23 protein-coding genes and 1 pseudogene are annotated in these 23,215 nt (G+C 50.2%); 19 read left to right on the plus strand and 5 right to left on the minus strand.

Annotation, left to right across the window (positions count from 1 at the left end):
* Position 1: 1 nt before the first annotated feature.
* From I2G69_RS03525 to I2G69_RS03540, 4 genes are all read left to right on the plus strand, one after another.
* Positions 2-166: a hypothetical protein gene (locus I2G69_RS03525; protein ID WP_195560226.1), complete on the plus strand. Its 165-nt coding sequence runs from the start codon at positions 2-4 to the stop codon at positions 164-166.
* A complete protein-coding gene (locus I2G69_RS03530; protein ID WP_195560227.1) occupies positions 163-510 on the plus strand; it encodes a plasmid mobilization protein in 348 nt (115 codons plus the stop codon). Before I2G69_RS03525 ends, I2G69_RS03530 begins: the two co-directional genes overlap by 4 nt.
* 159 nt (positions 511-669) lie before the next feature.
* Positions 670-960: a CD1845 family protein gene (locus I2G69_RS03535; protein ID WP_195560228.1), complete on the plus strand. Its 291-nt coding sequence runs from the start codon at positions 670-672 to the stop codon at positions 958-960.
* Positions 961-1,107: 147 nt separating this feature from the next.
* Positions 1,108-2,454: a relaxase/mobilization nuclease domain-containing protein gene (locus I2G69_RS03540; protein WP_195560229.1), complete on the plus strand. Its 1,347-nt coding sequence runs from the start codon at positions 1,108-1,110 to the stop codon at positions 2,452-2,454.
* Between the two features lie 203 nt (positions 2,455-2,657).
* On the opposite strand, the gene I2G69_RS03545 is transcribed toward I2G69_RS03540, so the two are convergent.
* Complete coding sequence (locus I2G69_RS03545) at positions 2,658-3,017, minus strand: XRE family transcriptional regulator (RefSeq protein ID WP_195560230.1); 360 nt, start codon at positions 3,015-3,017, stop codon at positions 2,658-2,660.
* A gap of 195 nt (positions 3,018-3,212) precedes the next feature.
* On the opposite strand from I2G69_RS03545, the gene I2G69_RS03550 reads away from it, so the two are divergent.
* From I2G69_RS03550 to I2G69_RS03610, 13 genes and pseudogenes are all read left to right on the plus strand, one after another.
* Complete coding sequence (locus I2G69_RS03550; RefSeq protein WP_130870228.1) at positions 3,213-3,572, plus strand: BlaI/MecI/CopY family transcriptional regulator; 360 nt, start codon at positions 3,213-3,215, stop codon at positions 3,570-3,572.
* A 10-nt stretch (positions 3,573-3,582) separates the two neighbouring features.
* On the plus strand, positions 3,583-5,037 hold the full coding sequence (locus I2G69_RS03555; RefSeq protein WP_177364436.1) for a M56 family metallopeptidase: 1,455 nt from the start codon (positions 3,583-3,585) through the stop codon (positions 5,035-5,037).
* 478 nt (positions 5,038-5,515) lie between these two features.
* A complete protein-coding gene (locus I2G69_RS03560; RefSeq protein ID WP_006573372.1) occupies positions 5,516-5,938 on the plus strand; it encodes a sigma factor-like helix-turn-helix DNA-binding protein in 423 nt (140 codons plus the stop codon).
* 195 nt (positions 5,939-6,133) lie between these two features.
* Positions 6,134-6,334 carry a hypothetical protein gene (locus I2G69_RS03565; RefSeq protein WP_130871112.1) on the plus strand — a complete coding sequence of 67 codons (201 nt, stop codon included), beginning with the start codon at positions 6,134-6,136 and terminating at the stop codon, positions 6,332-6,334.
* A 117-nt stretch (positions 6,335-6,451) separates the two neighbouring features.
* Positions 6,452-6,718, plus strand: coding sequence for a DUF6870 family protein (locus tag I2G69_RS03570; RefSeq protein ID WP_006573369.1), 267 nt, complete (start codon positions 6,452-6,454; stop codon positions 6,716-6,718).
* Between the two features lie 103 nt (positions 6,719-6,821).
* A complete protein-coding gene (locus I2G69_RS03575; RefSeq protein WP_195560231.1) occupies positions 6,822-8,519 on the plus strand; it encodes a recombinase family protein in 1,698 nt (565 codons plus the stop codon).
* 284 nt (positions 8,520-8,803) lie between these two features.
* A pseudogene (locus I2G69_RS14505) lies at positions 8,804-8,987 on the plus strand (chloramphenicol acetyltransferase); the annotation flags it as partial.
* Positions 8,988-9,590: 603 nt separating this feature from the next.
* Positions 9,591-11,366, plus strand: a complete 1,776-nt coding sequence (locus I2G69_RS03585) for an efflux RND transporter periplasmic adaptor subunit (protein ID WP_195560232.1) — start codon at positions 9,591-9,593, stop codon at positions 11,364-11,366.
* Positions 11,359-12,087: an ABC transporter ATP-binding protein gene (locus I2G69_RS03590; protein WP_087232173.1), complete on the plus strand. Its 729-nt coding sequence runs from the start codon at positions 11,359-11,361 to the stop codon at positions 12,085-12,087. Before I2G69_RS03585 ends, I2G69_RS03590 begins: the two co-directional genes overlap by 8 nt.
* The gene (locus tag I2G69_RS03595) at positions 12,074-13,327 is read left to right on the plus strand and encodes an ABC transporter permease (protein ID WP_087232170.1); all 1,254 of its coding nucleotides are present in this window, start codon (positions 12,074-12,076) and stop codon (positions 13,325-13,327) included. The genes I2G69_RS03590 and I2G69_RS03595 overlap by 14 nt, the downstream gene beginning before the upstream one ends.
* A 244-nt stretch (positions 13,328-13,571) precedes the next feature.
* A complete protein-coding gene (locus I2G69_RS03600; RefSeq protein WP_087232167.1) occupies positions 13,572-14,240 on the plus strand; it encodes a response regulator transcription factor in 669 nt (222 codons plus the stop codon).
* Positions 14,221-15,747: a sensor histidine kinase gene (locus I2G69_RS14145; protein WP_195560233.1), complete on the plus strand. Its 1,527-nt coding sequence runs from the start codon at positions 14,221-14,223 to the stop codon at positions 15,745-15,747. Before I2G69_RS03600 ends, I2G69_RS14145 begins: the two co-directional genes overlap by 20 nt.
* 336 nt (positions 15,748-16,083) lie before the next feature.
* On the plus strand, positions 16,084-16,326 hold the full coding sequence (locus I2G69_RS03610) for a hypothetical protein (protein ID WP_087232162.1): 243 nt from the start codon (positions 16,084-16,086) through the stop codon (positions 16,324-16,326).
* Positions 16,327-16,499: 173 nt separating this feature from the next.
* Here I2G69_RS03610 and I2G69_RS03615 read toward each other — a convergent pair whose 3' ends face one another.
* Both I2G69_RS03615 and I2G69_RS03620 read right to left on the minus strand, forming a co-directional pair.
* Positions 16,500-17,717, minus strand: a complete 1,218-nt coding sequence (locus I2G69_RS03615) for an MFS transporter (protein WP_087232160.1) — start codon at positions 17,715-17,717, stop codon at positions 16,500-16,502.
* Positions 17,707-18,564 (minus strand): helix-turn-helix domain-containing protein, encoded by an 858-nt coding sequence (locus I2G69_RS03620; protein WP_195560264.1) that lies wholly within the window; start codon positions 18,562-18,564, stop codon positions 17,707-17,709. The genes I2G69_RS03615 and I2G69_RS03620 overlap by 11 nt, the downstream gene beginning before the upstream one ends.
* Positions 18,565-18,992: 428 nt before the next feature.
* Here I2G69_RS03620 and I2G69_RS03625 point away from each other — a divergent pair, with 428 nt between their 5' ends.
* Positions 18,993-19,883 (plus strand): hypothetical protein, encoded by an 891-nt coding sequence (locus I2G69_RS03625; RefSeq protein WP_087232154.1) that lies wholly within the window; start codon positions 18,993-18,995, stop codon positions 19,881-19,883.
* Between the two features lie 110 nt (positions 19,884-19,993).
* Here the strand turns inward: I2G69_RS03625 and I2G69_RS03630 are convergent, their stop codons facing one another.
* Both I2G69_RS03630 and I2G69_RS03635 read right to left on the minus strand, forming a co-directional pair.
* Positions 19,994-20,785, minus strand: a complete 792-nt coding sequence (locus I2G69_RS03630) for a Cof-type HAD-IIB family hydrolase (RefSeq protein ID WP_087232151.1) — start codon at positions 20,783-20,785, stop codon at positions 19,994-19,996.
* 459 nt (positions 20,786-21,244) lie between these two features.
* A complete protein-coding gene (locus I2G69_RS03635) occupies positions 21,245-22,090 on the minus strand; it encodes a LysR family transcriptional regulator (protein ID WP_172749614.1) in 846 nt (281 codons plus the stop codon).
* Between the two features lie 166 nt (positions 22,091-22,256).
* On the opposite strand from I2G69_RS03635, the gene I2G69_RS03640 reads away from it, so the two are divergent.
* The gene (locus tag I2G69_RS03640) at positions 22,257-23,108 is read left to right on the plus strand and encodes an aldo/keto reductase (RefSeq protein WP_087232146.1); all 852 of its coding nucleotides are present in this window, start codon (positions 22,257-22,259) and stop codon (positions 23,106-23,108) included.
* Positions 23,109-23,215 lie beyond the last annotated feature (107 nt).

Below are 23,215 nucleotides of genomic sequence, written 5' to 3' on the forward strand. Positions count from 1 at the left end.
TATGGACAAGAAGCGTGAACAGGATTTTGCCGATCTGGAAGTAAAGCGGCTTTGCGGGGTGTTCGGTACGCCGATCCCCGCGCTGTCCCCGGAGCGTGACAAGGCGCTGGACAAGGTAAAGGAGCCGCCCCGTACCAGCCGGAGCCTGGAACGGGAGGAGCGGTGACAAAGAAACGCCGCCGCCCCATCCATCTTCATGTGATGGTGTCCGAGGAGGAGCTGGTGCTGATCCAGGAGCGCATGGCCGAGGCGGGCATCCGCAATATGGGGGCCTATATGCGGAAAATGGCCCTCAATGGCTATGTACTCCATGTTGACCTGTCACCCGTCCAGGAGCTGGTGTCGCTCCAGCGTCGGTGCTCCAACAACTTAAACCAGGTGGCGATCCAGGCGAACACCTACGGCGGTATTTACCCGGAGGAGATCAAGACGTTGCAGCGGGACTATGAAAAGCTGTGGCGGCCCCTGTCCGATCTTCTGGAAAAGCTCTCCGCCATTGTGCGGCTCTGACCTGCCGGGGAGCGGCCCTGCGCCGTTCCCCGGCTATCTCGACTTCTGGACACTTTGTCCAGAGGTGGGGATAGCCGAGGCATCCTTGTTGGCCCCCTCTTACGGAGTTATAATATACATATAGAGGCAAATATCAAACTTTTGTAGGAGGTATGAACCATGCGGACGATCTTAAAAATTATCGTGGCTCCTTTTATTCTGGCCTTGATCCTCGCCGTGGCGGTGCTCTCGTTCCTGTCCTGCGTGGCGGGCGCTGTGTGCGTTGTGGCGTGTGTGGGCCTGTCCCTGCTGGCGATCCTTTGCCTGCTGGCCGGGCAGACCACAGGCTGCATCGCCATGTTCGTGCTGGCGTTCCTGGTTTCTCCCTTTGGGCTCCCGGCCCTGGGCGGCTGGCTGGTGGAGCGCCTTTATGGTGTGAAGTATGCGGCGATGGATTTTATGGCAAGCTGATACTTCTGGACACTTTGTCCAGAAGTTCCGGGCGGCGGGTGGAACAGACCGCCGCCCGTTTTTTCTGCTGGGAAAGGAGGTGCGGCTATCGCTACAACCTACATCCGGCCCTACAAGGTAGCGGCTGGGAAAACGGCCATCCAGACGATGGAGGAGCGGTTTGCCTATGGGCTCAATCCGAAAAAGCTGGGGGCCGTGTCTGCCTATCTCTGTGATCCTGCATCCGCCCCCGCCGAGTTTCTGCTGCTGAAAAGCCAGTACCAGGCGGAAACGGGCCGGGCCGTGGAGCGCGGGGCCCTGTTCTTTCAGATCCGGCAGGCGTTCCCGCCCGGCGAGGTCACGCCGGAGGAGGCAAACAAAATCGGCTATGAAACAGCCATGCGCTGGACAAAGGGCAAGTACCAGTTCTTTGTCTGTACCCACATTGACAAAGGGCACATTCACAATCACATTTATTACAACTCCACCGCCCAGGACTGTTCCCGGAAATTCCATAACTTCATCGGCTCCAGCTTTGCGGTGCGGAGGCTCTCTGACCGGGTGTGCATTGAGCACGAGCTGTCTGTCATTCAAAATCCGAAGCAGCACAGCAAAGGTCGCTTTCTCCACTATGGACAATGGATCGGGGAAAAGCCGCCCTCGGCCCAGCAGCGGGTGCGGCTGGGGATCGTGGCGGCCCTGGAGCAAAAGCCCGCCGACTTTCTAGCGTTCCTACGGCATATGGAGGAGTCCGGCTTTCAAGTGAAGCATGGGCGGGGCGGCGCGATCTCATTCCTGGCCCCTGGGCAGGATAAGTACACCCGCCTGCGGGCTTCTACCCTGGGCCCCGGTTTTGATCCCGATGACATCCGGGCGGCGATTGCCGGGGAGCGGCCCATCCCGGAGCTTCCCCAGGACAGCCCGGCCCCGGCCCGGCGCGTCAATCTGATCATCGACATTCAAGAACGCATGGCCCAGGGCAAGGGCCCGGCCTATGAGCGGTGGGCCAAAGTCTATAACATAAAGCAGATGGCCGCCGCGCTCCTGTATCTCCGGGAGCATGGGCTTGCCGATTACGAGGCTCTTGCGGCAAGCACCGAGGCGGCGGTGGATCGGGCTCACAAGCTGGCCGAGGAGCTGCGGGACACGGAGGCCGCCCTTTCCAAAACCTCCGAGCTCATGGGCGCGGTGGTGCAGTATGCAAAGACGCGGCCTGTGTTTGACGGCTACAAGGCGGCCCGGTATAGCAGAAAATATCTGGCCCAGCACGAGGTGGAGCTGGCAGACTACCGGGCGGCAAAGACGGCCATGAGTGAGCTTTTGGGCGGGGCAAAGCTCCCCAAAATGGACACGCTGAAAAAGCAGCGCCGGGAGTTCTCCGAAAAGAAAAAGGCCCTCTATGCGGAATACCGCAAAGCGCAGTCGGATATGCGGCAGGCTGTGGCGGTCAAGGCGAATATCGATCATCTGCTCGGCCACACGGACGAGCAAAAAAATAAGGCCCAGGAGCGTTAGCTCCGGGCCGCCGACAACAGGCGCTTGCGCCGGGACTTCTGGACACTTTGTCCAGAAGTTCAGCGGGTTTGGGGAGCTCCCCAACAAGCATTTTCACGGGCCTGCGGCCTGTGAAAAATTCGGAGTGTGGCCACACCCGAATTGCTTGCCGAAACCGCGCAACCCCGCAACGTGGCATGAAAAAACGGAGGCGCGTGCTTCTCTTACGCATCCTCCGCTTCTTTAGCCGCTATCATCGCTTGGATCGTGGCTTCTACAATTTTCAATTCCTTTTCGTCCAGAGCGTTGAGCATGGCGTCAATCCGCTTTCTGCACTCACTACCCTTATTCTTGGACGGATAGAAATATTGATCTACCGATATATCAAACATTGTCACCATCTGATAAAAGGTGTTAAGGCTGGGGTGCTGGCCGTCATTCTCGTTATACATGATAGTGCGCGGAGCCCGGTCAACAATATAGCCCAGTTGCTCCTGTGTCATCCCGCTGGCTTCCCGCGCTCTCTTGATGGCGAGCCCAATATCGTGAAAATCAAATCGTCGTTCATCTCTCTCAATCTTCATAACATCACCTAATGTAATTCTACATTTCAGGTGTTATTATTTGAACGACTGTATATTTCATGTTACCGACTAAATAATTTCATGTTCACAGAATGTTTTCATCTACACTATTGGAGTAGTGTTGACAGTTGGAAACTATTGTGATAGTATTGTAGCATAAACTATTGCAATAGTTCAAAGAAAGGATTTGATGATATGGCAATTAAGCTCTTTGATTCCGAGCTAAAAGTCATGGATGTGCTATGGAAAGAAGGTGACAAGACCGCAAAGCAAATTTCCGATATTCTCAAAGAGGAAATCGGCTGGAACATGAACACCACCTACACCGTGATCAAAAAGTGCATCGCGAAAGGTGCCATTGAGCGTAGCGAACCAAACTTCATGTGCCATGCGCTAATTACAAAAGAGGTTGTGCAAGAGGCGGAGGCAGAGGAGCTGATTGGCAAGCTGTTTGACGGCTCCCCCGACAAACTGTTTGCCGCCTTGCTGGACAATCAAAAGCTATCCAGGGAGCAAATTGAAAATCTGCGCCGGATGGTGGCTGAATTGGAATAGGAGGTAACGCATGAGCCTATTTCAAATGAGCGTGGCCGGAGGAGTATTGATCTTATTCATTGTGGTTATCCGCGCATTGGCAATCCATCGTTTGCCTAAAACAACCTTTTTAGCGTTGTGGATGATCGCGGCTCTGCGCTTGCTCCTGCCATTCTCCATCCCGCTGCCTTTCAACATCCATATCGGCCTTGATGTTTTTTCAGATGTGGTTCAAGAATTACCCTCTGGAAATATCGCTTCTACTTTACCGGGGGATAGTCCGCCGTCTTATGATATAGGTACGGCTGTTCCAAGTCCTGTAACAGAACGCATTTCCATCTTTGTGATGCTTTGGCTGGTTGGTGCGCTGTTGTTAGTGCTCTACTTCTCCATCTCTTATCTGCGGAGTATGCGGAAATTTAGAATGTCTATCCCCGACAACACACCGTATATCCAAAATTGGTTGACCGCACACCAAATTTCCAGACCCCTTGTGGTGCGGAGTTCAGATTTGATTTCCTCTCCGCTGACCTATGGCATCCTGCATCCGGTGATCCTATTGCCCAAAAAACTTGATCGAAATGACCAGGCGGCATTGAAGTATGTACTGACCCATGAATATGTCCACATTCGGCGCTTTGACGCAATCACAAAAATTCTCTTTGCTGCTGTACTCTGCATCCATTGGTTTAATCCGTTGGTTTGGGTCATGTATGTTCTCGCCAACCGGGATATAGAGTTGTCGTGTGATGCCTGGGTTATCCGAATGATGGGTGAAAAAAATCGTTCCTCCTATGCGCTGATGTTAATTAAAATGGAGGAAAAGAGAAGCGGTATGTCCGCTTTATACAGCCATTTTGGCAAAAATGCAATTTCAGAAAGGATTGAAGCAATTATGAAATTCAAAAAGACATCTATTTTGGCGTGTACTTTGGCACTTGCCTTGATTGCTGGTGCAACAACGGCATTTGCCGCAACAAATTCCGATGCTACTGCCGACACTTCTAAGGAGAAATTGTTCGGCCAGTTGTCTGCTACCGATGATAATGTAAAGAGTGATGGAACGGTCGCTGTTCAAAAAGTAGATCAAAGTCCGTTTGCCGAGGTAGACCAGGAAAGCAACAATTCCGGCAATGATGCAACTGCGGAACAAGATGGGATTGCTAATTTCCCCACACAAGGCACAAAAACCTCGATTGCCGCCAAGTCGTCTATCTACTACAATTTCGGTACAGGAGCAAACAATACCTTCTATGAAGCTGATACTGTAATTGAGTTTTCCATTCAGTGTGTTTATGCGGACATTCCAGTTCAAGTTAGCTTGGTTACTGCTGATAAAACAGAGGTAATTTCATCTCAGGTAGTTGAGAGCAATGAGGTGACACCCATTTCCTTTACAATTCCAGAAGATGGTGATTATTTAATCTGCATTACAAACGAGAGTGCATCAAGAACGCAAGAATATAGTCATATGATCGCGCGATAAAGCGATATGCTGCGAAACACGGGATAATAAAAAAACCGTTGTTTCGGCGGCTGGTCATCCATGCGCCCTGACATAATACAGTAGCCTGACGGCGGTTTTGAGAAATCAAGGCCGCCGTTTTCTTTTTGAAAAATAAGAATACGGGGGGTGTGTTAAAGTCGCCCTTTTTTAAGGATACGGCGGTGTCCGGGAGGTATCGCTGTGTCCTTTTTCTTTTTTCATCCCTCTAACTTGTCAAAAAAAGTCCACCCGCTCAGCAGGATCAGTCCGGCGGTGGATATGCAGTTTGGCAGTACATAAATGAATTTATCATTTCGTGCGCTTGCGTGACTTTGTGTCGCGCAGGCGCATTTTGTTTGTCCGACTTCTGGACACTTTGTCCAGAAGTGCGGGGCGGCTCCCCAGGGTGCCGCTCCCCGCCAGCTCCCCATTTTGTTTCCGCTCAACCCATCAACCGAAACAAAATGGAGGACACGCTATGACAACGATCAATCTGAAAGATTTTTATTACTGGTACTTAACGGACGAGCTGGTGGAGGTGCCTGACGAGGTAGCCGAGGAACTCATGGCCAGCAAGCGGCGCGAGGCCGCCCATGCGGAACGGGTGCGCTACAACAAGGCTTATTATTCCCTGGACTGTGACGATGGGATCGAATACTCCGCCTGCCTGCACGAGCCCAGCCCCCAGGAGCTCATGGATCGCAAGGAGCTGTTCTTCCGGCTGTGGAACGCTCTCAATTCCCTGCCGGAAATCCAGGGCCGCCGCGTGGACGCTCATTTGATCCTGGGAAAGAGTTACCGTCAGATCGCCCGCGAGGAGGGCGTGGACAAGAGCGCCGTCCGCTGCTCCGTGAAATGCGGGATTGAGCGCATGAAAAAATATTTGCAGGAAAATTTCTAAGTTACCATCTCCATTCACCCCTCTTTTTCTGGTGGTATGTGAGAGGAGGTTTTCTCTCCGCAAAGGAGGCGCGGGGGCCACAGGCCGCCGCCCCCCTTTGTGGGGGAGCGCCGCTGCCGAGTATGGCTGTCTTATGACGGGGCAAGAAAATGAGCGCGGCGCTCCCCGCCATTTATGAAAGTGAGGGATTACAGAATGGACTATGATCCTATGTTGGCTGCTATGCTGTCCCAGCCGTGGAGCAACAACGCTTGCCGTGGCTATGTCATCTATGCCATGGAGAACTGCGGGTTTTCTCCCAACGACATCCGGCGCGTGGTGGCGGAGCTCTATGAGGTTTTCGACATCCGAAGTCTGGAAGAGGCTCAGCAGCACTTTGAGGAAAGCCCTTACTGACTTCTGGACACTTTGTCCAGAGGTAGCCATTTAGCCGGACGGCCAGCACTTTCGTGGTGCTGGCCGTTTCTGCTCATCATTGGAAATACTGGCGAATAACTGCAAAGGAGGTTTTCTGTGAAGCTAAACGCACAAGTGATTGAAAAGATGCAGAGCGTCAATCTTGACGCGGTGGATAAGGAAACGCTTGTTGACGCAAGCGGTTTTGTTTTTGATAATTCGTTGCCGCTGGAAAAGCGAGCTGCTCGTATGCTGGAACAGTTGAAAAACCCCTATTGTTTCCGCTATGGCGATATGGCCATCAAGCTGGAATTTGCCGAGGACGGCCCCTCTCTCCAGGAACTGCTGACGGGCTTTTTCCTGCGGCAGAAAAGCGGACTGTAACGATCCGCTACTTCCAGACACTTTGTCCAGAGGTGGAGTCATCCTTGTTGTACCCCCGGTGCAGAGGTATAATATAGATGTAATGTGATAGGAAGGAGGACACATGGCAAGAACAGCAAACCGGGGGACAATGAGCGCCAGTTCCCCAACTTCATACAATGTGATGCGCTGGAGATTAGGGAAATACATTCGCCTTTCTAAAGAAGATTTGCTCCGTGGCCGCGATGAAAGCAACAGCGTGGTAAACCAGCGGCGGCTCCTGGAACAATACCACCAGGCCCACCTGGATGAGTTCTATGAGGGCGCGGAAGCGGACGTATATGTGGATGACGGAAAAACAGGTACGGACACCAACCGCGAGGACTTTCAGCGGCTCCTGTCCGATATATCCAGCGGCAGAATTAACTGCGTGATTGTAAAAGACCTGTCCCGGCTTTCCCGAAACTATACCGATGCCGGAAACCTGATTGAAAATCTTTTCGTCCGGCTCAACGTCCGTTTTATCAGCTTGGCGGAGGGCGTGGACAGCTACCGCAACCCCGACAGCGTATCAAATATAATCGTCCCCATTACCAACGTAATGAACGATCAATACTGCTACCAGACCTCAAAGAAAATCCGTCAGGTGTTTGATATGAAGCGCCGCAATGGTGAGTTTATCGGCTCGTATGCTCCGTATGGATATGTGAAAGACCCCGGCGATAAACACGCTCTGCTGGTTGACCCGGAGGCCGCCGAAGTAGTCAAAAGCATTTTTTCCATGTTTCTGTCTGGCATGAATAAGCGCGGGATTACCTATTATCTGAACGATCATGGTGTCCTTTGTCCCACGGCCTACAAGAAACAGCAGGGGCTCAAATACAATGCTCCCAACGCCCAAAGCAATCCTATGTGGAGCACGATTACCATAGACACGATCTTGAAAAACCGCGTCTATGTGGGGGATATGGTACAGGGCCGTCAACGGGTGAAAAGCTATAAAATCCATATCCAGGAGCGGGTGCCGGAGGAAGATTGGTTTATCGTAGAAAATACCCACGAGGCCATAATTGACCGGGAAACCTTTGATAAGGTGCAGGGCCTGCTCAAACGCGACACGCGCACAGCTCCAAAGGCAAAGCAGCTTTACCTGTTCAGCGGCTTTCTGAAATGCGCCGACTGCGGCAGGGCGATGTCCCGTATCGCTTCAAAAGGCATTTATATCTATTACCAGTGCGGAACATATAAAAGCCTTTCAAAAAAGGCTTGCACCATGCACTCCATCAAGAGTGACCGCCTGGAGGCGGGCGTCCTGTTTGCAATTCAACAACAGGTACATTTGGCTGTTGCCTATTCAGAGTTGGTGTCCCGTATCAATTCCGCGCCCCTCAAAAAAAGCAAGTCAAAGCGGCTGGAGGATGCCATCGCCGCAAAAGAAAAAGAGCTTGCTAAAATCATGCGATATAAGCAAACCCTTTATCAAGACTGGAAAGACGGGGAAATCACCCGCAACGACTACCGCCACATGAGCGAGGACTATGAACGGCAAGCCGAGGCCCTAAATAATGTCCTGCGGACGCTGACAGACGAGCAGGAACAACTGGAAAACGGCGTGGATGCAGAAAGTCCTTTCCTGGCAGCATTTCTCAAATATCAGAACATCGACAAACTGACACGGGAAATTCTGGCCGAGCTCATTGATTATATCAAAGTTTACGAGGGCGGCAATATTAGCGTGAAATTCAAATACGCTGACGAGTTCCGCCGCATGGCTGAATATATCGAGCTCAACGCCCCTATGGTTCAAGAGGCCGCGGGCTGATATATGGCCCTATTACCTAATCCGTTTGCTGGTTTTCCTAATATATATTGCCCATATGATGATCCAGTAGATCCCACGGGATTCGAAAAAAATAATGTGCTGTTTAACTGGCCAGAATTTGGTGACCGATTGATTATTGGAAAGTTCTGTTCTATAGCAAGTGGAACGCAGTTCCTTATGAACACGGCCAACCACCGGATCAGCAGCGTCACAACGTATCCCTTCCATGTTTTGGTGGAGCTTGGGAGGAGCATACACCGCCCCACCTGGAGCAACTGCCCTTTAAGGGGGACACAGTGGTAGGAAACGACGTATGGATTGGCCGGGAGAGTCTTATCATGCCCGGCGTCAAAATTGGAGATGGCGCAATCATCGCTGCGCGTTCGGTGGTGACGAAAGACGTTGGAGCTTATCATGTAGTCGGTGGAAATCCAGCAAAATTCCTCAAGAAACGGTTTTCCGAGGATCTCATCGATTTGCTTTTACAAGTAAAATGGTGGGATTTTGCACCGGAAAAGTTGGTAGGGATTCTTCCACTATTGTGCAGTTCCGATTTAGAACAAGTAAAAAAGCGATTGCAGGATATAGTAGCGACCCTTTAAATTGCTGTTAAACCTGCGACCTAAAAAATCCCCGCTCTTTTTGAGAGGGGATTTTTCATATCGGTACTAATTTAAGAGGTTTTATGGGAGTGTTCAATCGTTTCGTTATCGGCCGGCATTGAAATTGTAACAATTTTCTTTTTGCCTAATGGAAAATAAATGGAAGGATTCCCGTTGATTTTCCAAAAGGTTTTAGGTATTATATCTAATAAACGGCTTATATATTTTACGAAAAGGTGAAGAAACTTAAATAAATCTTAATTATATGATAGATGTATTGACTTTTTGAAAAACCGAGTGTACCATTGTATTAATTTATTGGTACAATATAACTGTATCAGCGGGATTTTCCAAAAGGCTTACTTTTTCTAGGAATAAACAGCCCGCTTTTACAGCATATTTTGGCGCTGTGAGATTTACTGGTTGGTGAACCTATGGCGCATGGAACATGTGATGGAGGCTGAATAGCGTGAAAAGAAAGAAAAAGGTTTTGATCATCATTGGCGTTTTGGCTGCTGTGGCTGTGGGCGTTATGGTCTTCCGTCCGCGTGATACGGGCACAGCTGCATTTCCAGTGGAGCTCTCACCGCTGCAAAAGACAACGCTGCGCAGCACAATCAGCACCAATGGCAATGTTGAAAGCACGGACTCTGTAAACGTTTATACCAACTTGACTTATCCGGTGAAGGAGATCTTAGTCGAGGTGGGGGACCATGTCAACGAAGGGGATGTCTTGTGCGTGTTGGATTCTGAGGACCTGCAGCAGCAAATTAAGCAGCAGCAGATTTCCATCTCAACAGCCAGTGCAAACAACCAACAGCAGATTGAAACAAACCAAAAACGATACGACGATGCGATGGAAACCTTAAATGCGGGGCTAAACACCGATTTGAACACCGCTCAGCAGAATGTAGACGATGCCAAGCGCAGAATGGACAATGCGCAGAAAGATCTAGATGACGCCAAGGCCAAGTTAGACAGCAATCTCAATACGGAGTTGATTTCTGCGCAATCTGCTTATGACACCGCTTCGACAGAACTCGGCCGAGCAGAAAAAGCTTTGAAAGACCGCCGCAATGAACTTGGCAGCTACTATACTGACTTGGAGAGGGACTATCGAGAAGCCTTGAAGAAATATGAACGCGCTGTCAAAAACGACGACGATGATGTGGAGGAGCTCAAAGCCGATGTGCTTGAATTAAAGCAATCCTTGGCGGAGGCTGAAGATGAGGCGGATGCGCTTTATATGAGCGGCACGCAGACACTTAGCATCGAACAGCTGCGTCGGAACGTCACCGATGCACAGCAGGCATACAATACAGCGAAGCAGAGTTTGGATGCCGCAAAAAAAGCGGTGAATGACCAGCTTGGTACATATGAAACAGAGTTCACAGCTGCAAAGGATGCCTATAACAACGCCTTAAAAGCGCAGAAGGCTACCCAGGCCGCTGTGACGCACGGCTTAGAGGACGATCTCCAAGCGATCGAGACCAGCAAGCTTTCTGCTGATGACCGCGCACAGCGCGAGGAGCTCAAAAATATGCAGGATCGTTTGAGCAAGTGTACAGTGACTGCGCCGGCCTCCGGTACCATTACTGCAGTTTATGCGACAGAGGGGGCGGCCCCGAACGGTGTCCTGTTCCAGATTGAAAATACCGACGCGCTTCAGGTCGATGTAAAGATCAAAGAGTATGATGTCAATTCCCTCAAGCCGAATATGGCGGCCATCATCAAGGCAGATGCCACCGGGGATGAAGAATATGATGGCTATTTGGAGAAGATTTCCCCTTCAGCGGTCCGTACACCGGAAACAGCGGAGGCCGCCAACACAGCAAATACCAAAGATGTGGAGTTCGATGCCACAGTGGTTGTATCCTCCAAAGAAACGAACCTGCGCATTGGTATGACAGCCCGCGCCGATATTATCACTGAGCAGAAGGACAATGTTTTCGCAGTTCCATATGATGCTATTTCTACAGCGGCGGATGGCAGCTCGGTTGTGTATACGGTCAAAGCGCAGGAGGATGGAAGTATGGTTGCGGAAGCAGTTCCAGTCACACTGGGGTTAGAGACCGACTATGAGGTGGAAATTTCCGGCACAGGCCTCGTTGAAGGGATGCAAATTATTTCGGACGGCAAGCAGATTCAGCCGGGAATGCCGGTATCCACCATGCCAGGAGCTGGCGTACTGCCGCAGGATGCGGCGGGTAGTACGGCTGGAGAGGAAGTTGTGGCGGATGAGTAAGACAGTTATCGAAATGCACGATATTGTAAAAACCTACTACATCGGGACGCCCAACGAACTGGAGGTCCTGCACGGAATCAGCCTGGAAATCCACGAGGGGGAATTTGTTTCCATTGTAGGTGCGTCTGGTTCTGGCAAATCCACACTGATGAATATCATCGGCGCTTTGGATCACCAGACTTCCGGTGAATATACGCTCGACGGCGTCCCCATGACGGAGATGAACAGTCGGAAGCTTTCCCAGATACGCAACCGCAAGATCGGTTTCGTATTCCAAACATTCAACCTTATTCCGCGTTCTACCGCCCAAGGCAATGTAGAACTGCCGATGTTGTACGCGGGGATTCCGAAACGAGAACGGAGCAAACGTGCGAAAGAACTTTTGGCGATGGTGGAAATGTCGGAGCGTGCCAAGCATATGCCCAACGAACTTTCTGGCGGCCAGAAGCAGCGTGTGGCGATTGCGCGCGCTATGGCCAACGACCCGGCGATCATCCTCGCTGACGAACCAACCGGCGCTCTGGACAGCAATACCGGCCGCCTGGTGATGGACATTTTTCATGAACTGCATAAGAAGCAAGGGAAGACCATCATCTTGATCACCCATAACAACGAACTTGCGGAGGAAACAGAGCGGATTATCACCATCCACGACGGCCGGATCGTTCAGGAACGCGACAAGCGCACCGGAAAGCAGGAGGTGCAGCATGAATCTGTTTGAAAATATTTCCCTCGCTGTCGCGGGCTTGATCTCCAATAAGATGCGCGCCTTGCTCACCATGCTGGGCATTATCATCGGTATTGGTTCGGTGATCGCGATTACGTCCGTAGGCGATGCTATGACCGGTGTGGTCAGTTCCTCTATGGAAAGCATGGGCGTAAACAACGTTGCAATCCAGGTTACTCCTCGCGACTACACCAGTTCCTATACTTATACGGAAGACGACCTCATCACGGACGAGATGATCGAGCAGTACCAGAACAAATATAGAAATGAAATTGTCGGCATTGGCTTGATGGAGAGTGCCGGAAGCGGCGTGATCACCAAATTCCATGAGGACAACAAGGTGAGCTTGGAAGGAGTTAACGAAGGGTTTGCGACGGGTGCGACCGGGACACAGGTGGATATGCTTCGCGGCCGCTTCATCAACGAATCCGACACGCAACGCGGAAAATATGTAGCTGTGATCGCGAAATCTTTGGCAGACACGCTCTTTCCTGGCAATCAAGAGATCCTAGGGCAGGAGATCAAGATCCAGATGGACAGTGGTGGGCGTCAGACCTTCACGATCGTTGGAGTCTATGAGGATCAGGCGAACAGTTTCTTGATGGGTTCGGCGGGGATGAGCAGCACCATCTATATCCCAATTTCGACGGCCTACCGTGTGTTGGATTATACCCCCGACGGATACTATTACTTTTACATTGCTGTCCAGCCGGGCCTGGACTATCAGGCGTTTGCGGAAGAATCTGCGGGATTTTTCAACGACCGCTTCTATGTAAAAAATGAAACGATGCACTGCGAGGCGCAGAGTCTGGAATCTATGGTCAAACAGGTCAACGACATGTTAGGCACGATCTCCACTGCGATTGCTGTCATTGCTGGCATTTCGCTTCTAGTCGGCGGCATTGGCGTGATGAACATCATGTTGGTGTCTGTAACAGAACGTACCCGTGAAATCGGCATCCGCAAAGCGCTTGGCGCGCCAGATAGTGCGATACGGACGCAGTTCATCGTGGAATCCATGATCATCTGTGTCATCGGCGGTGCGTTGGGAATCCTGTTGGGCGCCTTGCTCGGCTATGCGGGCGGTGTCCTGTTGGGAATGCCTGCAGTGCCTTCTATCGTCTCCATTGTGATTGCGGTTGGGTTCTCCATGTTGATCGGTGTGTTCTTTGGTTATTACCCGGCGAATAAAGCGGCAAAACTCGATCCAATTGATGCCCTGCGGTATGAATAAAGCCCGTCTGTCTTTCAAGCACCCGGTGCTGTAAAGAGACAATGGCGATTGCCCCCGGATGTAAGCCAAAAGCTTCATCCGGGGGCATTTTATGTCCAGCGCAAAGGAGACCTTTTATAATTCCCTGGGCGGCCTGCCGGCCAATCGGTTTTTATGGCCTTTACGAGGGAAAATCTGGGATCGGTAAAAAATCCATACAAATTTCAAATTTCCATGTTATACTTCCAAACAGGAGTTGATGAAAATGAAACGAATTCTCGTGGTGGAGGACGATCCGGATATCCAGGAGATGCTCTGCGCGTACCTGCGCGATGCAGGATATGAAACCGGTACGGCAGGAGATGGGCTTGCCGCTCTGGATCGTTTTCACAGCGGTGTTTGGAACCTAATCCTCTTGGATATCATGCTTCCCAAGGTGGACGGGTACGGCGTCTGCGAGTTGATCCGCCGGGAATCCAGCGTGCCCGTCATCATGCTCACCGCCCTGGATGCGGAGGAAAACCAGCTCAAGGGCTTTGATCTGGATGTCGATGATTATGTGACAAAGCCATTTTCTATGCCGGTCCTGTTGCGGAAAATTGCCGCTGTACTTCGCCGCGCGGGAAATGGCGAAGTGGAAAATAGCCTGTTGCTTTATCAGGATCTGATTCTTGACCTGGATGCCTACCGGGTGACGGAGGGTGGCCAACCGGTCGACCTGACCAGCCGGGAATTTGAATTACTGCGGGAGCTTCTGCAAAATCAGGGGCGTGTCCTGACGCGGTCTGTCTTGTTGGGAAAACTCTGGAATTACGATTTTTTGGGTGATGAACGCATCGTAGACAGCCACATCAAAAACTTGCGTAAGAAGCTCAAAGGAGATTACATTGAGACGGTCCGGGGGGTGGGGTATCGTGTGGAAAAAGTGCATTAAGCGGGTTGGCGGCAGCTTGACGCTCCGCATCTTCCTAATCACCTTTTCGATTTTGGCGGCGGCTTGCGCATTGACCTATGGGTTTGTTGCTTGGGCGACGCCGATTTCCTACAGCACAATTGTGAACAGCGACCTGGCAGAAAAGGCGACGGCGCTGACGCAAGCGTTGGAAAAAACCACGCTGGCTGAGTGCGGCCCTTTAGTAGACCGTTTTATCCTTGACACTGGCGTGAGTATCTTGGTAAGCGATGCAGAGGGAAATCCGGTTGAGCTACCAAACTCGATTGCGATTGCAACTGCTAGCGATTGCTTGGAAGAGGAGGACAACGTCATGGTTTTCCAGGACGGTTCGGAAAGCGCGCCTGTGGAAGAGAGCAAGACAGACGCTGGAAGCCCTTCGGAGGACACATTCCAAGTCTCCGACGAGCTGGTGACCGTGACGAGCGACGCAGCCCAATATTCCTTTTCGTTTCAGGGAAGCGACATGCCCTATACGATGACGGTGCTCAGCAGTGTCACCGCTACCAACCAGACAGTCGAAGCATTGGGCCAGGTGCTGCCTTTTTTATTGATTGTCGCCCTGGTGATCTCCCTATTAGGGGCGATTATCTATTCCCGTTATATCACCCGTCCAATCGTGCAGCTCAGCGGTATTTCGCAACGGATGGCAAATTTGGATTTCAGCTATAAATGTCAGGAAAAGCGCGGTGACGAAATCGGCGTATTGGGCCGGAACCTCAATGAACTCTCTGAGCGCCTTTCCACCTCTCTGAACGATTTGCGAGAGGCCAACTGTGCGCTGCGCCAGGACATCGACCGCGAACGGGAGCTGGAGAAGCAGCGGACAACCTTTTTCTCCGCCGCCTCTCACGAGCTAAAGACGCCAATTACCGTATTGAAGGGACAGCTTTCAGGGATGCTTGCCGGGGTGGATATCTACAAGGATCGAGAAAAATATCTCGCGCGTTCCCTTGCGGTCGCTAGCCGGATGGAAGCGCTGGTACAGGAAATTCTGATGGTTTCACGCATGGAGCGTGCAGACGTGCCGTTAAAGCGCGAATCCTTGGATCTCACTCGTTTGGTAGAACAGCAGGTGCAGCAAATGGAAGAGCTGGCCATGCTACGGGGACAGGCGTTATATGTCGAGGCTGTGTCAAATTTGATTGTCGAAGGCGATCGTGTGCTGTTGCAGCGCGCCGTAGGGAATCTGCTGTCTAATGCGTTACTTTATTCGCCAGAGGGGGAGACAGTACAGGTTTGCCTCTTTGAGCAAGAGGAAAAAATAATTCTCACCATCTCTAACAGCGGAGTCCAAATCCCGATAGAGGATCTTCCGCATCTCTTTGAAGCATTTTACCGTGTAGAGGCCTCCCGTAGCCGCGGAACCGGTGGCAGCGGCCTGGGTTTGTACATTGTCAAGATGGTTTTAGACCGGCACAGGGCGGCGTATCGGGTGGAAAACGTCCCGGATGGGGTCCGCGCTACGGTAGTTTTCCCAAAGGCGTAACCAGCTGCCGAGAGGGCGAGCTATTTTGAGGGCGACCTACAGTCTCTTTCTGGCAGGCACGCGGCTGGCCCTATCCAAACGGAATGATGATAATATGGGAACATAACGGGTTTACTACAGCCGGAATTCCCTTTCCGGTTGGCAGTAAACCCGTTTCCTTGTGTCCTACGGACTCAACGAAGGTAGATACAGCTATATTTTTACGTTTCGTAAACAAATCTTCAGCATTTTCAAAATATTTGGATGATACAATGCAGGCATTCGCAAAAGAGCATAAAGCCACGGGCCCGAGGATGTTTTAAAAGCAGACGGTTGTGACATAAAGGAGGGAAAACCATGGCCAATTTTCTAAAGAGTGTATTTCAGGATAGGAGAGAATGCGCTAAGGTTCAACAAAATGAGGGCCAGCGCGTACTCCAAACGGCAAAAGTGGAAGCAAAAACCAAGAGCGGAGCCCCGGATTGCACGGCAGCACAGCAGGCGAAACACGGCGTACAAGCGGTAAGAATCAACGAACGGATTGCACAAGCTCAAAATCGCTTCCGAGTTGTACAAAGAAAAAATGAATCCCCAAATTAGTATGGAAAGGAACCTGATGTGGAACGAGATCTGCCAGGGCAATGATCCTGCAAAGGTGTTCCATCCTTTTAAAGGGAACTTTTGAATGCAAAGTATAGTCCTATGAAAAATAACAGCGGTTTGAGATCGGATCTCAAACCGCTGCGGAGCAATTACAGTTTGTGTAGGAGTAGCTATTTTTGAACCGTCCTGAGCTGCCGGGCTTGGGTGACGATGCCGCCAAGGAGGATAAGCGCGATTCCAGTTCCAATGATAATCCATTGCAGTGGGACCATATCGGCCAATGGGCCGAAGATTGCCATACCAACCGGCAAGAATCCAGCGTACATTGTACTGAATAATCCAAAAACACGCCCTTGCATGGAAGGGATAGCTTTTTCCTGTAACATGGTGGTAATAGCTGTTTGTACGATTGTCAGCGCCACTCCGTAAAAAAGCATGAAGCACAAATAGAGGATAAAGTTTTTTGCAAAGCCCATGCTGGCTGCAAAGAATCCAAAAAGCAAAAGGCCCATCGCCAAAGTCGTTTCTCCGCGCTGATAGCCGCCCCATATGCTCATTATAACACCCCCGGCCATCATGCCTGCAAAGCCGGCCAATTCCACTGCGGTGAGACACCAATAAGTATCTCCAAAAGTGCGCCGGACGAGAAGCCCTGCGAGATAACCAGCTGGGACACAAAAGAACGTGAACAGTCCATATACAATCAACAGTACTCCGATCGGTTTATCTGCGAAAACATATTTTACGCTGGTTTTTATGTCGGAACAAAGGGAATCCTTTTGGGCAATAGGGTTTTGCTTCGGGAGAACAAGGAAAGACAAAAGGCCTGTTCCAAGGAGTGCTGTTACAACATCAATCATCAGAGTCGCAGGTAGTGTGCTGATGGAAAAGACAGCCCCCGCAGCAGCTGGCGCAGCAAAATTGACAATGGACTGCATGGTTGCATAGATACCGTTATACCGCATGAGTTGGCCTTTTGGGACGAGTTGCGGGATCACAGCTTGCACTGCCGGGGTTTGAATTCCTGCACCGAGAGAACGAATGGCCGACATAACAAGCAGGCTGGACAATAGAGCCGTATTGGATGAAATGAGTGGAATTGCAAATATCATCAAAAGGGTAACAAAAGCAATCAAAGAATCTGCGCTGGCAATTAGTATTTTTCGATTATACCGGTCTGCCCATATGCCACCCAAAAATGAAATAAAAAATTGCGGCAAATAAGAGCAAATGGTAAAGGATGCCACCCATGCACCGCTGGATGTTTGCATGGTTGCATACCATACGAGCGCCATCTGGACAAGCGTTGAGCCAAAAAGTGTGATGCATTGGCTGATTAGGAAGAGGATGGCGCGTTTTTTCCAGCTGATGCGTTGCCTATTTTTCATGGATGTGTCCCTCTTCCTTTTTAGGGGGAGTAAAGACAAAGCGCTGTGTCGGATATCCGAACTCAGTCAGCCGTTCTTTTTCTACAAAGCCAAGTTGTATCAATCTCTTGCGATGGCCTAAATCGGCTTTATCATTTACACGAAAGGTTGTTGTACTAATTTCTTGCCGGGGCAGATAGGTTTCTAATAAAGTGTTTAAAAATAGCTTTTGGATACCGCAACTGTGATACTGAGGGTGTATACCAAAGAATTCAATGCTGCCCGGGGCATAAGTAAACGCCATTGCAGCGATCAGAATGTTTCCATCTTTTAGCACAAGCGCGCGTTTTTCGAGTATACTTCCCTTGAGCTTTTTTAAATAAACGGTTTCATCCATCATTGGATATCCATCGATAGAGAGCCGCATTAAGTCCATCCAAGCAGGGATGTCCGCAAGTTCAGCTTGGCGGATGTTTTGCTTTGCGGGTTCTAGGATGGATATATTTCTGCACAAAGGAAATCGCAACTGCAAAGGATAAAAGTTTTGATTGTTCCGGTACGCCGCAGGAGGCAATTTATACATGGATTTAAAGGCTGCCGAGAACGACTGCTGACTCTCATATCCGCATTGAAAGGCAATCTCAAGGATTGGTTTATCAGAGAAGATCAATAATTTTGCCGCCTCGGTCAGTTGACGGCGTTGCACATAATCATGCACGGTCATTCCTACTGTTTCCGCAAAAAGGCGGTGCAAATGATACTTTGAATAGTGAATAGCCCCTGCAATCATTTCCAATTCGATTTTGCCATCAAGATGACTTTCGACATAGTCGATAACGGCATTGACACAGATAGTTTTGTTTTCCAGTTATATCTCCTCCTTTCTATGACACATCATAACAGAACCAGCGGAAAATATTTTCATCATTATTGCGGAGATTGTGGTCCATCCATAAATAGGTAAGGAGATTAGAAATAGGCGTTCTGAACCGATCGTTGGATGGATTGCAAAGGTAACCTTTGCGCATAAAATTTTAGATGTAAACAAAACTTTAACATCTCTTTGGTAGTATAATAAAAATTAGAGGGACGTTCTACTTGCGCTGATGAAAAGACATTCATGCGTCTTTTCTCATAAAACGGTAGCACAACCGATAGATGACTTGAAATGGCAAATCCGTCCCTCCCGGAATGGAAGGATTTGGCTTAGAAAATAGAGATATCAAAAGCGATATCACCATCGAAGAAAAAGAGGAGAGAGGCAATGTCTTTTAAGAGAAGAGCTGGAGGAAACCAATGGAACCGTTAAAAAAAGCCCTTCATAAACTCCTATTCCCAGGAAAGGCCGTTGTCCTTTTAAGTGTCCTTCTGTCGGCCTTTCTGCTGGCATATACTTTCTCATCCGATACGCAGCATGCCAGCCCAGTTGCATATATAGCCTATCTTGTTTCGGCCTACTCGTTAACGGTTGTATGTACGAATGGGTTCCTGCTCTTTCGGAAGGGTGCCGGTTTTGCCCGCCAGAATGTCTGGGTCAACCGTTATATCACAGATGTCCCGTTTCGTGTACACATTTCCCTCTATCTATCATTGGCAATCAATATCCTTTATGCTGTTATCAAATTTATTTCCGGCGTTCACTACCGCTCTCTTTGGCTGGTTTCTATCGCAGTTTACTATGGGTTATTGGCGCTGATGCGTTTCCTATTGCTGTGGCGCGAAAGCCCCCAGAGCATTGAGAAAAATAGAAGGTCTGCGCTTCGCCGGTATCGTTTCTGCGGGATCATATTGCTGCTGATGAATCAAGCGCTCGCCGTGATCGTCCTTTTGATCGTTCAGCAGAACCGCCGTTACGAATATCCAGGGACGTTGATCTATCTTATGGCGGCCTATGCGTTCTATTCCATTATCATTGCCACTAAGAACTTTATAAAGTACCGAAAGCATCATAGTCCCATTTTGGCTGCGGCAAAGGCAATCAACCTAGCGGCAGCCCTTGTATCGATTCTATCTTTGGAGACCGCCATGTTGGCACGGTTCGGCAGCCCTAAAGATGCTGCCTTCCAGCAACAGATGGTTGCAGCTACTGGTGGATTTATCTGCGTGGTGATCTTGGGTATGGCTGTTTCTATGATTGTGCGGTCGTCAAAAGAGATCAAAAACAGCCGGAGTTCTTATACCGTATGAGGGCAAAAGGAAGACCGTCCCTTGGAGATGTTCCAAGAGAACGGTCTTTTTCATAGCTCCTATTATAAGGATGGCGTGGGTTATCCATTGAAAAACGCAAGGGAAGACGGTTATAAGATGTGATGGTCCTTGCAATAGTAGTAAATTCCATCGTCCGCTACATTGCCGCACAAATCGTCTGCGGCAGCCTTCACATTGTCTGTCGCATTTCCCATTGCGACCCCGATGCCAACCGCTTGCAGCATTTCAATATCGTTGGTACCGTCCCCAAATGCAATCGCTTGCTCCTTTGTTAAATGGTAGTAGGCGAGCACTTTTTCAATACCCATCCCTTTTCCGCCGTTTGCAGGGATGATGTCCACAGCGCGGGACCACCAGGCTGTGATCTTCGCACCCTTCACACCGTTTAAAACGCTGGCATACTCGTTTTCATAGCATCCCATCATAATTTGGTAAATCTCTTCTTTCGCTAGAGCTTCGAAATCCTCTGCGATTTCTACCTCTTGTTTGGAAAAAGCATAATACTCCACCAAATCCTGGTCCTTGCCGTTTGCCCCCAATCTGGTCGCGCTGGCAAGCGAAACCGGCCGGTGGATGCGCGTTGCATTTTCGATAATTGTCTGCACATCAGAAGTGGGGATCGGATTGCGGAAAATATCGGTATCCTTTGTATAACAATAGGAGGCGTTAAATGCCAGATATGCGTCGAAGTCCACACCTGGAAAGTGGGGGATTGTCATCGGTGCTCTCCCCGTTGCAATACAAATCCGCAGGCCTTTTTGCTTCAGTTGAATCAATGTGTCCAACATTCTGGGGGTTATCACTTTTTTATTCATATCAACCAAAGTGCCATCAATGTCAAAGAAAGCGATCTTGATTGCACCAAAATTTTGTTGATTCATAGTTTACCTCCAAAGAAATTTATCCGGTCACAAGCGGATGTGTTTTTACAGTAACTTACGGATAAAACCTGCAATATGCGAATGATTTATCGGTGGAAAGGATCGTATTGCAAAACATATTGTGCCAGCTCAAATGTGGATAAAGAAAATTAAATAAAGAAAGAGACTTCAATGCAAAGGATACGTTTGTATCATTTTTAATTGTTTATAACGCTTTCCGCTCGGTTTCACTCGCTTTCCGCCACTTTTTAGGACGCTAATCTCCATGTGTTACGCCGCCGTCTGTGGTGTGTTCTGTGGTAAAATTGCTCCCTTCTCTTTGCCGGCGCCTTTCGCCGGTAGGAGCGGGGAGCGTTTTTCGTGCCTTTAACTGCCTGCATGATCACTCTGAGGGCGAGATTCAGCAAAGCTTTTTGCGTCGGCCGTACCTCAGAAATTGGGGGCTGTAAACAATGGAAGTCAATCGGTTGGAAGTGTTTTGAGAAAAGCATTCAAATCATTCAGCCCGTGTGGCTTATATAGACAATAATAAGTCACATTTGCCTCATCATCCAGAATCGGGATATTGACCCGATTCACGGGATTTCCCTCCCGGTGGAGAACCACATCTGTTGTAAAGCTGGGAAGCGCGGAGAATTTTACCAGTTCTTCAAAGGCTACATCCTCCTGCTCCAGAAAACGAGTATCCGGCATTTTTTGATCGGTCACATTGCGCCAAAAGCCGAGACGATTCCGCAGAAGCATCGTCTCGCCATTGAGATCCTTCATATATAATTCCTTGCTGCCAGAGAGCGGATGTGCCGGCGGCAGGGAGAAATACAGGTGCTCCTCCCCATATTTTACACAGGAAATTCCAGGCTCCTCTACCGGGTACGGCAGGATGATCAGCTGATAGAAGTTATCCCGCAGACCCTGAAGGAGCACATCGTTTTCCCGCATCTCCGAGGAGATCGTCCGGTCCGGATAAAGATCAGAGAGAACCGGAGGGATCTCCCACAAAGGGGCCGGTGCGCAGGAACCCAGCAGGATCGTACGCTGGCTGCGGTCGAAGGCTTGGACACGGCCGATCATGTCCTGGCACTTCTCCATGACCTGCCGCGCGTATTCCGCCGCCATGCGGCCGTTTTCGTTGAACTTGATTTTGTTTTTCTGTCGGTCGAACAGAGAGACCTGAAGCTCCGCTTCCAGCCGTTGCATGGACCGGCTGAGGGCTGGCTGGGACAGGTGCAGGCGCTCCGCCGCGCCGGACAGGGTCCCACACTCCGCGAAGGCCAAAAGCTGCTCCAGCTGGTAGAGCTCAAACACAATCATCACCGCCTTGTAACTATTGTAACAGCCGCCCCAGCGGATTGCAAGGGGGAGTATGCGTTTCAGTTAGAGCGCTCTGCATAATCGGCACTGTACTTTGCGGAAAAACGGGCCTACAATGTGTTCATCCGAAAGAAATCGAGGAAAAGGGAGGCTTGACACCATGCAGTACAGGACGCTCTCCAACGGTGTAGAGTTGCCAATGATTGGCTATGGCACATTCCAAATCAAAGACGCAGCACAGTGCGAGAACTGTGTTTCGGAGGCGCTGGAGACCGGCTATCGTCTGTTCGATACCGCCGCATCCTATGAAAATGAAGCGGCCATCGGCATGGCGCTCCGCAGTTCCGGGCTGCCCCGGGAGGAGCTGTTCATCACTACCAAGCTGTGGGTCCAGGACGCCGGGTACGACGGAACCCTGCGGGCTTTCGACGCATCCTTGAAACGGCTCGGGCTGGACATTCTGGATCTGTACCTGATCCATCAGCCCTTTGGCGACTACTACGGCGCTTGGCGGGCCATGGAGCGGCTGTACCATGAGGGAGCGGTCCGAGCCATCGGGGTGAGCAACTTCACCCCGGAGCGGCTGGTAGACCTATGCATGAACCAGGAAATCAAGCCTATGGTGAATCAAATCGAGATCCACCCGTTTTTCCAGCAGAACACCACCTTGCGGGTCATGGAGGACTATGGGGTTCTTCCCCAGGCGTGGGGCCCCTTCTCCGAGGCACAGAAAGATATTTTCAACCATAAGATGCTGGCCAAGATCGCCGGCAGGCACAGCAAAACCACAGCCCAAGTCATCCTCCGCTGGCATATCCAGAGGAATATCCCCACCGTTCCCAAGACAGTCCACAAGGAGCGGATGATAGAAAATTTGGATGTCTTTGATTTTGAACTATCGGAGAAAGAGATGGAGAGCATCACCAGCATGGACATCGGCCACAGCGAGATCATCGACCACCACAGCTTCTGCACGGCCCGGCAGCTCAACAGTGTGAAGATCCATGGATAATTTGAATTCTTGGAGCGACTTTTCGTGATATAAAGAGGTTTTTGCATGTTTACATTTTCTGTTCCCACGATTGTTCTGTCCAACGAGGCAAGCTATGTCAGCGGCGC

Origin of the sequence: Anaeromassilibacillus sp. D41t1_190614_C2 (assembly GCF_015558525.1) — a bacterium.
Lineage (GTDB): Bacteria > Bacillota > Clostridia > Oscillospirales > Acutalibacteraceae > Anaeromassilibacillus > Anaeromassilibacillus stercoravium.

Excerpts from the sequence above, each read along its gene's own strand:
- I2G69_RS03525 (WP_195560226.1), top strand. The coding sequence starts at position 2 with ATGGACAAGAAGCGTGAACAGGATTTTGCCGATCTGGAAGTAAAGCGG.
- I2G69_RS03535 (WP_195560228.1), top strand. The coding sequence starts at position 670 with ATGCGGACGATCTTAAAAATTATCGTGGCTCCTTTTATTCTGGCCTTG.
- I2G69_RS03540 (WP_195560229.1), top strand. The coding sequence starts at position 1,108 with ATGGAGGAGCGGTTTGCCTATGGGCTCAATCCGAAAAAGCTGGGGGCC.
- I2G69_RS03545 (WP_195560230.1), bottom strand. The coding sequence starts at position 3,017 with ATGAAGATTGAGAGAGATGAACGACGATTTGATTTTCACGATATTGGG.
- I2G69_RS03550 (WP_130870228.1), top strand. The coding sequence starts at position 3,213 with ATGGCAATTAAGCTCTTTGATTCCGAGCTAAAAGTCATGGATGTGCTA.
- I2G69_RS03555 (WP_177364436.1), top strand. The coding sequence starts at position 3,583 with ATGAGCCTATTTCAAATGAGCGTGGCCGGAGGAGTATTGATCTTATTC.
- I2G69_RS03560 (WP_006573372.1), top strand. The coding sequence starts at position 5,516 with ATGACAACGATCAATCTGAAAGATTTTTATTACTGGTACTTAACGGAC.
- I2G69_RS03565 (WP_130871112.1), top strand. The coding sequence starts at position 6,134 with ATGGACTATGATCCTATGTTGGCTGCTATGCTGTCCCAGCCGTGGAGC.
- I2G69_RS03575 (WP_195560231.1), top strand. The coding sequence starts at position 6,822 with ATGGCAAGAACAGCAAACCGGGGGACAATGAGCGCCAGTTCCCCAACT.
- I2G69_RS03590 (WP_087232173.1), top strand. The coding sequence starts at position 11,359 with ATGAGTAAGACAGTTATCGAAATGCACGATATTGTAAAAACCTACTAC.
- I2G69_RS03595 (WP_087232170.1), top strand. The coding sequence starts at position 12,074 with ATGAATCTGTTTGAAAATATTTCCCTCGCTGTCGCGGGCTTGATCTCC.
- I2G69_RS03600 (WP_087232167.1), top strand. The coding sequence starts at position 13,572 with ATGAAACGAATTCTCGTGGTGGAGGACGATCCGGATATCCAGGAGATG.
- I2G69_RS03610 (WP_087232162.1), top strand. The coding sequence starts at position 16,084 with ATGGCCAATTTTCTAAAGAGTGTATTTCAGGATAGGAGAGAATGCGCT.
- I2G69_RS03615 (WP_087232160.1), bottom strand. The coding sequence starts at position 17,717 with ATGAAAAATAGGCAACGCATCAGCTGGAAAAAACGCGCCATCCTCTTC.
- I2G69_RS03625 (WP_087232154.1), top strand. The coding sequence starts at position 18,993 with ATGGAACCGTTAAAAAAAGCCCTTCATAAACTCCTATTCCCAGGAAAG.
- I2G69_RS03630 (WP_087232151.1), bottom strand. The coding sequence starts at position 20,785 with ATGAATCAACAAAATTTTGGTGCAATCAAGATCGCTTTCTTTGACATT.
- I2G69_RS03640 (WP_087232146.1), top strand. The coding sequence starts at position 22,257 with ATGCAGTACAGGACGCTCTCCAACGGTGTAGAGTTGCCAATGATTGGC.